Source organism: Micromonospora sp. KC721 (assembly GCF_004348355.1).
Lineage (GTDB): Bacteria > Actinomycetota > Actinomycetes > Mycobacteriales > Micromonosporaceae > Micromonospora.
The window spans coordinates 1-12,891 of record NZ_SMJY01000175.1 but is presented as its reverse complement, the minus strand read 5'-3'; the positions used below and the strand labels follow the sequence as shown (position 1 = coordinate 12,891).

General features: G+C 72.4%; 12 protein-coding genes and 2 pseudogenes. 9 read left to right on the top strand and 5 right to left on the bottom strand.

Annotation, left to right across the window (positions count from 1 at the left end):
- Positions 1-320, top strand: a pseudogene (locus E1182_RS24020) (ATP-dependent DNA helicase PcrA); the annotation flags it as partial.
- Between the two features lie 102 nt (positions 321-422).
- Here the strand turns inward: E1182_RS24020 and E1182_RS24015 are convergent.
- Both E1182_RS24015 and E1182_RS24010 read right to left on the bottom strand, forming a co-directional pair.
- Positions 423-1,217, bottom strand: coding sequence for a M23 family metallopeptidase (locus E1182_RS24015; protein ID WP_132269230.1), 795 nt, complete (start codon positions 1,215-1,217; stop codon positions 423-425).
- Positions 1,218-1,481: 264 nt separating this feature from the next.
- Positions 1,482-2,198, bottom strand: a complete 717-nt coding sequence (locus tag E1182_RS24010) for a M23 family metallopeptidase (RefSeq protein ID WP_132269228.1) — start codon at positions 2,196-2,198, stop codon at positions 1,482-1,484.
- Positions 2,199-2,584: 386 nt separating this feature from the next.
- Between E1182_RS24010 and E1182_RS24005 the strand changes: the two genes are divergently transcribed.
- The 3 genes from E1182_RS24005 (at position 2,585) to sucD (ending at position 5,520) form a co-directional block, all read left to right on the top strand.
- Positions 2,585-2,989, top strand: coding sequence for a cobalamin B12-binding domain-containing protein (locus tag E1182_RS24005; RefSeq protein ID WP_132269226.1), 405 nt, complete (start codon positions 2,585-2,587; stop codon positions 2,987-2,989).
- A gap of 462 nt (positions 2,990-3,451) precedes the next feature.
- The gene (gene sucC, locus E1182_RS24000; protein WP_132269224.1) at positions 3,452-4,630 is read left to right on the top strand and encodes an ADP-forming succinate--CoA ligase subunit beta; all 1,179 of its coding nucleotides are present in this window, start codon (positions 3,452-3,454) and stop codon (positions 4,628-4,630) included.
- A gap of 2 nt (positions 4,631-4,632) precedes the next feature.
- The gene (sucD, locus tag E1182_RS23995; protein WP_132269222.1) at positions 4,633-5,520 is read left to right on the top strand and encodes a succinate--CoA ligase subunit alpha; all 888 of its coding nucleotides are present in this window, start codon (positions 4,633-4,635) and stop codon (positions 5,518-5,520) included.
- 79 nt (positions 5,521-5,599) lie between these two features.
- Here the strand turns inward: sucD and E1182_RS23990 are convergent, their stop codons facing one another.
- A complete protein-coding gene (locus tag E1182_RS23990) occupies positions 5,600-5,866 on the bottom strand; it encodes a DUF4190 domain-containing protein (RefSeq protein WP_132269219.1) in 267 nt (88 codons plus the stop codon).
- 156 nt (positions 5,867-6,022) lie between these two features.
- Here E1182_RS23990 and E1182_RS23985 point away from each other — a divergent pair, with 156 nt between their 5' ends.
- The gene (locus E1182_RS23985; protein ID WP_132269217.1) at positions 6,023-7,306 is read left to right on the top strand and encodes a DUF6350 family protein; all 1,284 of its coding nucleotides are present in this window, start codon (positions 6,023-6,025) and stop codon (positions 7,304-7,306) included.
- A 135-nt stretch (positions 7,307-7,441) separates the two neighbouring features.
- Here the strand turns inward: E1182_RS23985 and E1182_RS23980 are convergent, their stop codons facing one another.
- Both E1182_RS23980 and E1182_RS23975 read right to left on the bottom strand, forming a co-directional pair.
- Positions 7,442-7,960, bottom strand: coding sequence for a DUF4190 domain-containing protein (locus tag E1182_RS23980; protein ID WP_132269215.1), 519 nt, complete (start codon positions 7,958-7,960; stop codon positions 7,442-7,444).
- Positions 7,961-7,988: 28 nt separating this feature from the next.
- Positions 7,989-8,288 carry a CD225/dispanin family protein gene (locus E1182_RS23975; RefSeq protein ID WP_132269213.1) on the bottom strand — a complete coding sequence of 100 codons (300 nt, stop codon included), beginning with the start codon at positions 8,286-8,288 and terminating at the stop codon, positions 7,989-7,991.
- Positions 8,289-8,463: 175 nt separating this feature from the next.
- Between E1182_RS23975 and purN the strand changes: the two are divergent.
- The 4 genes and pseudogenes from purN to E1182_RS23960 all read left to right on the top strand — a co-directional run.
- Positions 8,464-9,081, top strand: a pseudogene (purN, locus tag E1182_RS31740) (phosphoribosylglycinamide formyltransferase); the annotation flags it as partial.
- Positions 9,082-10,653: a bifunctional phosphoribosylaminoimidazolecarboxamide formyltransferase/IMP cyclohydrolase gene (purH, locus tag E1182_RS23970; RefSeq protein WP_207921492.1), complete on the top strand. Its 1,572-nt coding sequence runs from the start codon at positions 9,082-9,084 to the stop codon at positions 10,651-10,653.
- A 157-nt stretch (positions 10,654-10,810) separates the two neighbouring features.
- Positions 10,811-11,671 carry a bifunctional methylenetetrahydrofolate dehydrogenase/methenyltetrahydrofolate cyclohydrolase gene (locus tag E1182_RS23965; RefSeq protein WP_132269209.1) on the top strand — a complete coding sequence of 287 codons (861 nt, stop codon included), beginning with the start codon at positions 10,811-10,813 and terminating at the stop codon, positions 11,669-11,671.
- A 127-nt stretch (positions 11,672-11,798) separates the two neighbouring features.
- Positions 11,799-12,749, top strand: coding sequence for a malate dehydrogenase (locus E1182_RS23960; protein ID WP_132269207.1), 951 nt, complete (start codon positions 11,799-11,801; stop codon positions 12,747-12,749).
- Positions 12,750-12,891: the final 142 nt, after the last annotated feature.

Below are 12,891 nucleotides of genomic sequence, written 5' to 3'. Positions count from 1 at the left end.
CCTCGTGGGCCGGTGGGGGCGGCGGGGTCGGGGGCCGCGCGGAGCGCTCGCCCGGCGGCCGTGGCGGCTTCGTCGGGGGTACGCCGAAGGCGACCCAGCTCGCCCAGCGCCTCGGGGTGGACGCCAGCCGGCTGGCCACCGCCAGCGACCTGCGGCAGGCGCCGAAGGTCGCGGTCGGTGACCGGGTCAACCACCAGCGGTACGGGCTGGGGCGGGTGCTGGCGGTGGAGGGGCACGGCCCGGGTGCCCGGGCGCAGATCGACTTCGGGGACCAGGCCCTGTGGCTGGTGCTGCGGCACGCCCCGATCGACAAGCTCTGACAGCGCCTGCCAGCAAGCCCGATCATCGTTGACGGCCCAGTAGTCGCGGCCCCGGCGTGTCGAGTCGCCCGGCCGCCACCGTATCGGCCGGCGGGGTGCCGGTCAGCAGGCGACGTCGATGCCCCGGGCGCGTAGGAACGGTGCCGGGTCGATCTGGTTCCACATCTGGCCCTGGTGCACCTCGAAGTGCAGGTGCGGGCCGGTGGAGTCGCCGGTGGAGCCCTCCAGGCCGATGACCTGGCCGGCGGCCACCCGGTCGCCGACGCTCACCTTCGCGGCGCTCAGGTGGGCGTAGTGGGTCAGGTAGCCGTTGCCGTGGTTGACCACCACGGAGATACCGTAGCCGTCGCCGACGTCGCCGGCCTTCTCGATGGTGCCGCCGAACGCGGCCCGGACCGGGGTGCCGGCGGGCATCGCGAAGTCGATGCCGGCGTGCAGGGTGCCGCCGCGGGGGCCGTAGCACGAGGTGACCTGGGCGCCCTTCATCGGGATGACCCACGACGGCGCGGGCTTCGGCGTCGGTTTGCGGGACTTCTTCGGGGTGGGTCGGGCGGTGGTGGCCTTCTTCGTGGCCGTCGGTGACGGGCTGGCGCTCGGGCTCGCCGCCGTCGGGATCGGGGCGGCCGGCGGGCTCAGCGACACGGTCGCCTCCCGGGCAGAGCGGTCGGCCTGGTCGACGGCCTCCGCGCGGGCCCGGGCGTCGAGCGACACGGTGGTGGCGGTGGGGGTGTCGGCGGAGTCGAACGCGACCGTCGCGGCACCGGCGACGCCGAGGCCGACCAGAGCGACCGCGCCGACGATGAGGCCGCGACCGCCGCGACCGCCGCGGCGGCTGCGCCGGTGCCGGGCCGGTGCGGCCGGGATCGTTCTCTTTCCGGTTCTGCTGTCTTCCTGCACGTCGGACCTTCACACACTCGGCGGGCGGGGACCGGCCCATCCTGGGTGTCACCCGGACCGCCGGTGGGTACCGGGTACGGACGGCGGTCGGTGCCGGCTGCGACGGCCCGCCCGTTTTGCGGGTCTGTCACCATGGGTGACGGCATTTCCGGGCAGAGTGTGCGGTGGTGTCGGTCACACCTCTTGTTGTGACGTAGCTGACCTGCGGACACGAAAAACCGCCCGGATCGTTCGATCCGGGCGGTCAACGGGCGACACGCAGCGTCAGGAAGCCGCTGCTTCGCTGTAATATGCCTCGACTTGCAGCTTGATGTCCACTCCGCGCTCCTGGAGCCACGGCACCGGGTCCAGTGGCTCGCCCTTGACATGGATCTCCAGGTGCAGGTGGGAGCCGTACGAGTGGCCCGTGTTGCCCACCAGGCCGAGCTGGTCACCGGCCTTGACCTGCTGCCCTTCCCGGACGCTGACCTCCGAGGAGTGGCCGTAGATGGCCTCGCTGCCGTCGGGGTGCTGGACGATCACGGCGTAGCCGTAGCCGCCGAACCAGCCGGCCTTCGTGACGGTGCCGGAGTGGATCGCGACGTACGGGGTGCCCTCCGGCGCGACCAGGTCGATGCCGGTGTGCAGCTTGCCCCAGCGCATCCCGTACGGGGAGTTGAAGTCGTAGCCCTGCAGGGGCAGCAGCCACGGGTCCGCCTCGGTGGAGGCTCCGTTGCCGCCCCGGGCGGTGTCCCGGCTGGCGCGGTCGGCGGCCTCGGCGCGGGCCGCCGCGTCCTGGCTGGTGACCGAAGCCTGCTTCAGTTCGTCGAGTACCGACGGGTTCACGCTCTTGCTGTCGGGGAGGGCGTTCGCGCCGAGGGCGACGATGCCGGCTCCCACGAAGGCGGTGGTGACGACCGCCGCGTAGCGGCTTCGTGGGGGGGTGGGTACACGGCGGCGGCCACGATATCTATCGGGCTCAGACGACAGGCGCTGGCGCACGCACACCCTCCGTTGTCGGGGATCCGATGCCGAGTCGGGCCGTTCGGTGAAGTGCGGTCGAACGTCCGTTGGCGGCGTCGTCACCCGTCGGTGGACCTGATGACAACCGTGGACACGTTAGCCCTCCGCCGCCCCCGTCACAAGCGGAAGCGCCGAACCGCTGCGGCTTTCTGTCCCTTTCTGTCCGACATTGTCACGCCTCGGCTCGCCGTACGGCTGTCCCCCTGACTGCCCGTAAGTTGCGTACAGTGACCGTTCGGCGGAGGTGTCCGGCTTCCGTACGGAGGGCTCGGGCGATAGGGCGGCGGGCCGGTTTCTCCGTCCCCCCGCCGTCGGGTTACCGTTCGTTCAGGTGGTAGCCGCGAGCCCGTGGAAGGTGTGCGCTGATGAGCTCTCGTATCCGGGTCGTCGTCGCCAAGCCGGGCCTCGACGGCCACGACCGCGGCGCCAAGGTCGTCGCCCGCGCCCTTCGCGACGCCGGCATGGAGGTCATCTACACCGGCCTGCACCAGACGCCCGAGCAGATCGTGGAGACCGCCATCCAGGAGGACGCCGACGCGGTCGGGCTCTCCGTTCTCTCCGGCGCGCACATGACGCTCTTCCGTCGGGTGCTGGAGCTGCTCGCAGCGCGAGACGCCCGGGACATCGTCGTCTTCGGCGGCGGGATCATCCCGGACGCCGACATTCCCGAGTTGGAACAGCTCGGCGTCGCGAAGATCTTCACCCCGGGGGCGACCACCCAGTCGATCGTCGACTGGGTCCGGGCCAACGTCGCCCAGGCCGTCGCCTGACGCCTCGCCACCCCGCCAACGCTGGCCACCCGACGCAACGCGCCGGGTGTGCGACCCGGAAACGGATGCGGGCAGGGGGAAGGGCCGGACGCACCCCTCACACGCCCGGCCCTTCTATGCACGATGCCCCGCCGCCACCCCTCGACCGACAGGGCATCGGCCGCTCCCGCCGTCGCGCCATCAGCGCTCCGACATCAGACTCAACGACGCCCCCAGCAGGGGGTTACGCCCCTTTTCCGGGATCTTCGGCAGCCGGTGCGGCCGAACGCCGAGCGCCGGCGCGTCGCGCGCGGCGCGCTGTGCATTACCGCACACCACGCACCCGCTCGGTTGCCGCCGGTCCTCTTCTCGCTAGGCTGCGGCCGACGACCTGTTTGAACTGATGACGGGCGTCAACGGAGTTTCCACAACGCTGGTGGCGGCGCGACGGCGCGCCGCGGAGACGGGACGGGACGCGCAATCGTGGACCTGTACGAGTACCAGGGGCGGGACCTGTTCGAGCGGCACGGCTTGCCCGTGCTCGCCGGCGGCGTCGCCACTACCCCGGAGGAGGCCCGCGCGATCGCCGAACGCCTCGGCGGTCGGGTGGTCGTCAAGGCGCAGGTGAAGGTCGGCGGCCGAGGCAAGGCCGGCGGCGTCAAGCTGGCCGAGGGCGCGGAGGAGACGGTGGCCCGGGCCACCGACATCCTCGGCATGGACATCAAGGGTCACACCGTCCACAAGGTCATGATCACCGTGACCGCGGACGTGGCCGAGGAGTACTACTTCTCCTACCTGCTCGACCGGGCGAACCGCACCTTCCTCTGCATCGCCAGCGTCGCCGGCGGCATGGACATCGAGCAGGTCGCCGCGGACACCCCGGACAAGGTGGTCAAGGCCCCGATCGACGCCGTCAAGGGCGTGGACGAGGCCAAGGCCCGCGAGATCGTCGCCGCCGCCGGTTTCCCGGCCGAGGTCGCCGACCAGGTCGTCGAGGTCGCCGTGGGGCTGTGGCAGGCCTTCGTGGCCGAGGACGCCACGCTGGTCGAGGTGAACCCGCTGGCCAAGACGGGCGAGGGCAAGCTGCTGCTGCTCGACGCCAAGATCACCCTCGACGAGAACGCCGGCTTCCGGCACCCGGACCACGAGGCCCTGGTCGACCAGGCCACGGTGGACCCGCTGGAGCAGGCCGCCAAGGAGAAGGACCTCAACTACGTCAAGCTCGACGGTGAGGTCGGCATCATCGGCAACGGCGCGGGCCTGGTCATGTCGACGCTCGACGTGGTCGCGTACGCCGGTGAGCGGCACGGCGGTGTCAAGCCGGCCAACTTCCTCGACATCGGCGGCGGCGCGAGCGCCGAGGTGATGGCCAACGGCCTGGAGATCGTGCTCTCCGATCCGTCGGTGAAGAGCGTCTTCGTCAACGTCTTCGGCGGCATCACCGCCTGCGACGCCGTGGCCAACGGCATCGTGCAGGCGTTGGCCCTGCTGGAGCAGCGCGGCGAGAAGGCCACGAAGCCGCTCGTCGTCCGGCTCGACGGCAACAACGCCGAGGCCGGTCGGGCGATCCTCGACGGCGCGAACAACCCGCTGATCCAGCGGGTCGACACCATGGACGGCGCGGCCGAGCGGGCCGCCGAGCTGGCGGCTGCGGGGGTCTGACAATGGCGATCTGGCTGACCAAGGACTCGAAGGTCATCGTCCAGGGGATGACCGGCTCCGAGGGCATGAAGCACACCCGGCGGATGCTCGCCGCCGGCACCACCGTCGTCGGCGGCGTCAACCCGCGCAAGGCCGGCACCACCGTCGACTTCGACGGCACCGAGCTGCCGGTCTTCGCCTCCGTCGCGGACGCGATGAAGGAGACCGGGGCTGACGTCACCGTCATCTTCGTGCCGCCGCAGTTCACCAAGGGCGCGGTGGTCGAGGCCATCGACGCGGAGATCCCGCTGGCCGTGGTGATCACCGAGGGCGTGCCGGTGCACGACACCGCCTCGTTCTGGGCGTACAACGTGGCCAAGGGGGCCAAGACCCGGATCATCGGCCCGAACTGCCCCGGTATCGCCTCGCCGGGCGCCTCCAACGCCGGCATCATCCCGGCCGACATCACCGGCACCGGCCGGATCGGCCTGGTCAGCAAGAGCGGCACGCTGACCTACCAGATGATGTACGAGCTGCGTGACATCGGTTTTTCCACCTGCGTGGGCATCGGCGGTGACCCGATCATCGGGACCACCCACATCGACGCCCTCGCCGCGTTCGAGGCCGACCCGGAGACCGACGCGATCGTGATGATCGGCGAAATCGGCGGCGACGCCGAGGAGCGGGCCGCCGACTTCATCAAGGCCAACGTCACCAAGCCGGTGGTCGGCTACATCGCCGGCTTCACCGCGCCCCCCGGCAAGACCATGGGCCACGCCGGTGCCATCATCTCCGGCTCGGCGGGCACCGCCGAGGCGAAGAAGGAGGCGCTGGAGGCCGTCGGCGTCAAGGTCGGGAAGACCCCGACCGAGACCGCCAAGCTGATGCGGGAGATCATGTCCGGCCGCTGAGCGGACGGACACGGACCAGCCGGCCGCTGAGCGGACGGGACGGGATGTCGAGGGGGTCGGCCGGTGACGGTCGGCCCCCTCAGCGGTTGTCCCAGAGCGGATACGTACCGGTGGCTCGCCAGATCGCGGTGCCGATGATGTTGATCACGCCGAAGGCGATGGCCAGGTAGCCGAGCAGGGGCGACTGCCCGTACCGTTTGGCATCCCGGATCGACAGGTAGCCGAAGACGATGCCCAGGATGCCGCAGCAGATCAAGCCCAGGACGATGCCGAGGACGCCCCACAGCGTGGTGCGGTCCCTGCCAGCCGCCGGTGGCGGCGGGGTCGGCGGGTACGGAGTGGTCACGGCTTCCTCCCAGCGCTCGGTGCCGCGACGTCGGTCGCGTCCTGCGCCGAGGCTAAACCGGATCGGGGCCCGGAACCGGTGGATCAGGGAACTCGCCGGCTACCGGGCGGCCCCACCGGGCAGCCGGCATCCCTCCGGCGTGCCAGAGTAGACCCGATGTCCTCGGTCACCCCTGATCAGCCCCGCCGTCCTGCCGGCGTGCACGCCGACGCCCGTCCGCCCGACCGGCCGACGGCGGGTTCCCGGGTGCCGTCTCCCCGCCACCCCGAGTCGTCCCGGGGCCGGGCGCCGCTGCCGGTCGCGGCCGGCGTCGCCGCCGTCTGGGCCGCCGTCACGTCGTACCTGCCGGTCGCCCTGGTGCTGGGATTGGCCCAGCTCAGCGAGGACTCTGCCACGCTGCCGGGCGCACTGCGCGCCGGGCTGGCCGGCTGGCTGCTCGGCCACGGCGTTCCGTTGCAGACCACCGCCGGCCCGCTCGGTCTGGTCCCGCTGGCGCTGACCGTGCTGGTGTTCTGGCGGCTGACCCGCGCGGGGGTGCACACCACCCGGGCCATGGGCGCGCGCGGCCGACGCTCCCCACGGCAGGCACTCACCGCCGCGGTCGCCGTCGGCATCGGGTACGCGCTGCTCGGCGTCCTCGCCGCGCTGCTGGTCGGCTCCGGAAGCGGCCTGGGGGTGTCGCCGGTCCGCGCCGGCGTCAGCTTCGCGCTCGTCGGCGTGCTGGGCGCGTTGGCCGGGGCGGTGCGCACCACCGGTGTCGCCGGCCTGCTCGCCGAGCACGCGCCCGGCCCGGTGCGCGACGGGGTGCGTACCGGACTGGTGGCCGGGCTGCTGCTGTTCGGCGCGGGAGCCGGGGCGGCCGGACTGGCGGTGGCGACCGGCGGGGGCGACGCGGCCGACATGATCGGGGCGTACCGCACGGGGGTGGCCGGGCAGGCCGGCATCACCCTGGTCAGTCTCGCCTACGCGCCGAACGCCACGGTCTGGTCGACCGCCTACCTGCTCGGGCCCGGGTTCGCCGTCGGCACCGGCACGGCGGTGCGCACCAGCGAGGTGACGGTGGGCGCCCTGCCGGCCGTACCGCTGCTCGCCGGGCTGCCGAGCGGCCCGGTCGAGGGTCTCGGGGCCGCTCTGCTCGCGGTGCCGGTGCTGGCCGGCATGGCCGCCGGCTGGCTGCTCACCCGCCGGCTGTCCCGTCCGACCGGCGAGGAGCGGGCGGAGCCGGGCTGGCCCGCGCTGCTCGGCCCGGCGGCGTTCGCCGGCCCGGTCGCGGGCCTGCTCGCCGCCCTGGCCGCCGGGCTCTCCGGTGGCCCGCTCGGCAACGGCCGGTTGGCCGAGATCGGCCCGGTGGTCTGGCAGGTGGGGCTGGTGGCGACCGCCGTGGTGACCGTCGGTGCGCTGCTCGGGGCTGCCGCCGGCAAGCTGCTCGGTCGCCGCTGACCCCGACCGAGGCGGGGCGGAAGGCCGCCCGCGCAGGGGCCCGGATCGTGCCCGGAAACCCGACGGGCGCCCCGGCGCATTGCCGGGTCGCCCGTCGCGGTCGTCGTTCGGAACCGGTTCGGTGTGCCGTCCGCCTCAGAACCGGTTCGGCAGGCCGTCGAAACCGACGACGAGGTTCACGATGAGCCCGAGCACACCCAACCCGACGGCGACCGCGCCGCAGATCAGGCCCGCCTTGGCCTGACCGCCGTTGCTGGCCAGCCCCTGGGCCGCCTTCTGCCTGCCCATCCAGCCGGTGACCACCGCGGCGATGCCGAGCGGGATGCCCAGGGAGAAGCAGCAGAGCATCGGGATCGAGACGATGCCCAGGATCATCGACACCAGGCCGAGGGTGTTCTGCTGCCCGGCCGGCTGCGGGTACCCGGCGCCCGGGTGCGTCGGCGGGCCGTAGGGCTGGGCGTGCGGATCCGCCGGCTGCCCGTACGGCTGGCCCGGGGCGGGCTGACCGTACGGCGCCTGCGGCGGCTGGGCGTACGGGTCCGCCGGCTGGCCCGGGGCGGGCTGGCCGTACGGGTCGTGCGGGGGCTGCTGACCGTACGGGTCGTGCGGGGGCTGCTGACCGTACGGGTCCTGTCCGGGGGGTCCGGGCTGCATGTCGACGGTGCTCCTCGATCGCTGGTCGTCAGTACTGGCTGCCGCTGGAGCCGTTCATCATGCCGGCCAGGCCACCGGCGAGGCAGCAGACCAGAACGATCGCGAGCCAGACGGCACCGATGATGATGGCCCACTTCGACCACTTCTTCGACTCGGCGGCCGCCGCCTGCGCGCCGGCGTAGTCGCCCTGCTGCAGCAGCGGGTTGACCTTCGAGGCGTTGATGATGGCGGGGATCGCCAGCGGCCAGAAGAGGAAGATGGCGACGATGGACATCGTCATGTTGTTGTTGATCGGCTGCTGCGCAGGGTTCGGCTGACCGGGCTGCATGAAAACTCCTCTTTTGTGGCACTGTCGTGCCTGTTCATCCGTGAAGGGTGCGGCGTCGGGCGTACACCCGTCACCGAGCGACCGGCAGCGTATCGCGTACGTGCCACATTCGTGGTCACCCGGATCGCCACCGCCCGAACGCCGGGTGTGCCGACCTGCCCGATACGCTGGCCCGGTGACCGAGCCCGCGCCCGCCGCCCGCCTCGTCGTCCTCGTCTCCGGTTCCGGCAGCAACCTCCAGGCGCTGCTGGACGCCGCCGCCGACCCGGCGTACGGGGCGAAGGTGGTCGCCGTCGGCGCCGACCGGGACGGGATCGCCGGCCTGGACCGGGCCGCCGCCGCCGGGGTGCCGACCTTCGTGGAACGGGTGCGGGACCACCGCACCCGGGAGGACTGGGACCGGGCGTTGACCGCGCGGGTCGCCGAACACCGGCCCGACCTGGTGGTCTCGGCCGGCTTCCTCAAACTGGCCGGTCCCCATTTCCTGGCCACGTTCGGGGGCCGTTACCTGAACACGCACAACACGCTGCTGCCGGCGTTCCCCGGCATCCACGGTCCCCGGGACGCCCTCGCGTACGGCGTCAAGATCACCGGGGCCACCCTCTTCTTCGTCGACGCCGGGACGGACACCGGCCCGATCGTCGCCCAGGTCGCCGTGCCGGTGCGGGACGACGACGACGAGGAGACGCTCACCGAGCGCATCAAGGAGGCCGAGCGGCGCCAGCTCGTCGAGCAGGTCGGTCGCCTGGTCCGTGAAGGTTGGACGATCACCGGAAGGAAGGTCACGGTCGGAGTGAGTGCCACTCAGGACGAGCGCCGCCCCATCAGGCGGGCACTGGTCAGCGTCTACGACAAGAGCGGGCTGGTCGAGCTGGCGCGGGCGCTGCACGACGCCGGGGTGGAGATCGTCTCGACCGGCAGCACCGCCGCCACCATCTCCGGTGCGGGCGTGCCGGTGACCCCGGTGGAGCAGGTGACCGACTTCCCGGAGATTCTCGACGGCCGGGTCAAGACGCTGCACCCGAAGATCCACGGGGGTCTCCTCGCCGACCTGCGCAAGGACGCCCACGCCCGCCAGCTCGACGAGCACGGCATCGCCGGCGTCGACCTGCTGGTCTCCAACCTCTACCCGTTCCAGGCCACCGTCGCCTCCGGCGCCGGCCAGGACGAGTGTGTCGAGCAGATCGACATCGGCGGTCCGGCGATGGTCCGCGCCGCCGCCAAGAACCACGCCTCGGTGGCGGTGGTGACCGACCCGGCGGCGTACCCGGCACTGCTGGCCGCGCTCGCCGAGGGCGGCTTCACGCTGGCCCAGCGGCGGGCGCTCGCCGCCCGCGCCTTCGCCGACATCGCCGAGTACGACGTGGCGGTCGCCGAGTGGTTCGCGCGGCAGTTCACCCCGGAGGGTGAGCGGTGGCCGCGCTTCGCCGGGCTGGCCCTGCGCCGGCAGGCGGTGCTGCGCTACGGCGAGAACCCGCACCAGGACGCCGCCGTGTATGCCGACCCGGCCGGCCCGTCCGGGCTGGCCCAGGCCGAGCAGTTGCACGGCAAGGAGATGTCCTACAACAACTACGTCGACGCGGACGCCGCCTGGCGGGCCGCCCACGACTTTCCCGACCAGCCGGCCGTGGCGATCATCAAGCACGCGAACCCGTGCGGCATCGCGGTCGGCGCCGACGTCGCCGAGGCGCACCGCAAGGCCCACGCCTGCGACCCGGTGTCGGCCTTCGGCGGCGTGATCGCGGTGAACCGCCCGGTGAGCGTGGCGATGGCCCGGCAGGTCGCGGAGGTCTTCACCGAGGTCGTGGTGGCCCCCGGCTACGACGAGGGTGCCGTCGAGATCCTGCAGGCCAGGAAGAACGTCCGGCTGCTGCGCGCCCCGCGGTCCGCGCCGCAGGCGACGGAGTGGCGCCAGGTCTCCGGCGGTGTGCTGGTGCAGGGGCGGGACCGGGTCGACGCCGAAGGCGACGACCCCGCCACCTGGTGGCTGGCCACCGGCGAGGCGGCCGACCCGGCCACCCTGGCCGACCTGGTCTTCGCCTGGCGGGCGGTCCGAGCGGTGAAGAGCAACGCGATCCTGCTGGCCAAGGAGGGTGCCTCGGTCGGGGTCGGCATGGGCCAGGTCAACCGGGTCGACTCGGCACGGCTGGCGGTAGACCGGGCGGGTGCGGACCGGGCCCGGGGCGCGGTGGCCGCCTCGGACGCGTTCTTCCCGTTCGCCGACGGCCCGCGCATCCTCATCGAGGCGGGCGTCAGGGCCATCGTGCAGCCCGGCGGTTCCGTCCGTGACGAGGAGACCATCGCCGCCTGCAAGGAGGCCGGGGTGACCATGTACCTCACCGGCACCCGCCACTTCTTCCACTGAGCGCGACGGTTGAGGCCCGCCCCGACGTCGGGGCGGGCCTCAACCGTCGCGGTTTGCGGCGTACCGGGGCATTTCTGCGACCGGAAACCACAACCTGGCGCAGGCGGCCCGACGGACCCCCCGCCGGACGAGCACACCCCCATGAGACGATCAGGTGGTGACGGCGACCATCCTGGACGGCAAGGCAACCGCGGCGGAGATCAAGGACGAGCTGCGGACACGGGTCAAGGCGCTCGCGGAGCGCGGCATCACCCCCGGCCTGGGCACGGTCCTGGTCGGCGCCGACCCGGGCTCCCAGGCGTACGTCGACGGCAAGCACCGGGACTGCGCCGAGGTGGGGGTCGCCTCCATCCGCCGCGAGCTGCCCGCCGACGCCACCCAGGAGCAGGTCGACGAGGTTCTCACCGAGCTGAACGCCGATCCGGCCTGCCACGGCTACATCGTCCAGCTGCCGCTGCCGGCCCACCTGGACACCCAGCGGGCGCTGGAGATGATCGACCCGGACAAGGACGCCGACGGCCTGCACCCGGTCAACCTGGGCCGCCTCGTGCTCGGCTACGACGGTCCGCTGCCCTGCACCCCACGGGGCATCGTCGAGCTGCTGCGCCGGCACGACGTGCCGCTGCGCGGCGCCAAGGTGGCGGTGGTCGGCCGGGGCAACACCGTGGGTCGGCCGCTCGGCCTGCTGCTCACCCGGCGCAGCGAGAACGCGACGGTGACCCTCTGCCACACCGGCACCCTGGACCTTGCCTCGCACACCCGGGCCGCGGACGTGGTGATCGTCGCGGCGGGGGTGCCGGGGCTGCTCACCGCCGAGATGGTCACGCCCGGCGCGACCGTGGTCGACGTCGGCATCACCCGGGTCATCGGGGCGGATGGCAAGGGGCGCTACACCGGCGACGTCGACCCGGAGGTGGCCGAGGTGGCCGGAAAGCTCGTGCCGATGCCCGGCGGGGTGGGGCCGATGACGCGGGCCATGCTGCTGACCAACGTGGTCGAGCGGGCCGAACGGGACTGACGCTGCCGCAAGCGGTCGACGGTGACGTTCGCCCCATCCGGCCGATGCCCGCCGCCCCTGGCCCGACCGGTGCCAGGATGGCTGATACGGTCCGGAAAACCGACTGGTATCAGGGAGTGGGACGACCATGGGTAAGAAGGTCACTGTCGTCGGGGCCGGCTTCTACGGCTCCACCACCGCACAGCGCCTGGCCGAGTACGACGTCTTCGACACCGTCGTGATCACCGACATCGTGGAGGGCAAGCCGGCGGGTCTCGCGCTGGACCTCAACCAGTCGCGTGCGATCGAGGGCTTCGAGACCAAGGTCGTCGGGGCCACCACCGGCCCGAACGGTGAGGGCTACGAGGCCATCGAGGGCTCGGACGTCGTCGTCATCACCGCCGGACTGCCCCGCAAGCCGGGCATGAGCCGGATGGACCTGCTGGAGACGAACGCCAAGATCGTCCGTCAGGTGTCCGAGAACGTCGCCAAGTACGCGCCGAACGCCGTCGTCATCGTCGTGTCGAACCCGCTGGACGAGATGACCGCGCTGGCCCAGCTCGCCACCCAGTTCCCGCGTAACCGGGTGCTCGGCCAGGCCGGCATGCTCGACACCGCCCGGTTCACCAACTTCGTCGCCGAGGCGCTCCAGGTACCGGTGAAGTCGGTGAAGACCCTGACTCTCGGCTCGCACGGGGACACCATGGTCCCGGTCCCGTCGAAGAGCTCCGTCGGCGGCCGGCCGCTGCGCGAGGTGATGCCGGCCGAGCAGATCGAGGAGCTGGTCGTCAAGACCCGCAACGGTGGCGCCGAGGTGGTCGCGCTGCTGAAGACCGGCTCCGCCTACTACGCCCCGTCCGCCGCCGCCGCGCGGATGGCCAGGGCCGTCGCGGAGGACTCCGGCGAGGTCATGCCGGTCTGCGCCTGGGTCGACGGCGAGTTCGGCATCTCCGGGGTCTACCTGGGCGTCGAGGCGGAGATCGGCGCCGAGGGCGTCAAGAAGGTCGTCGAGACGGAACTGGACGCCGACGAGCTGGCCAGCCTCAAGGAGGCCGCCGAGGCGGTGCGCGCCAAGCAGTCCGACGTCGCCAACATGTGATCCACCCGTACCACCGCAAGGGGCACGCCGGCCCACCGGCGTGCCCCTTGCGCGTCCCACCCGCCGGTCCACTCCGTTGATCATGAAGTTGGCGGCCCGGTGAAGATCGGCTCCGGCGTCAACTTCATGATCAATCCAGGGT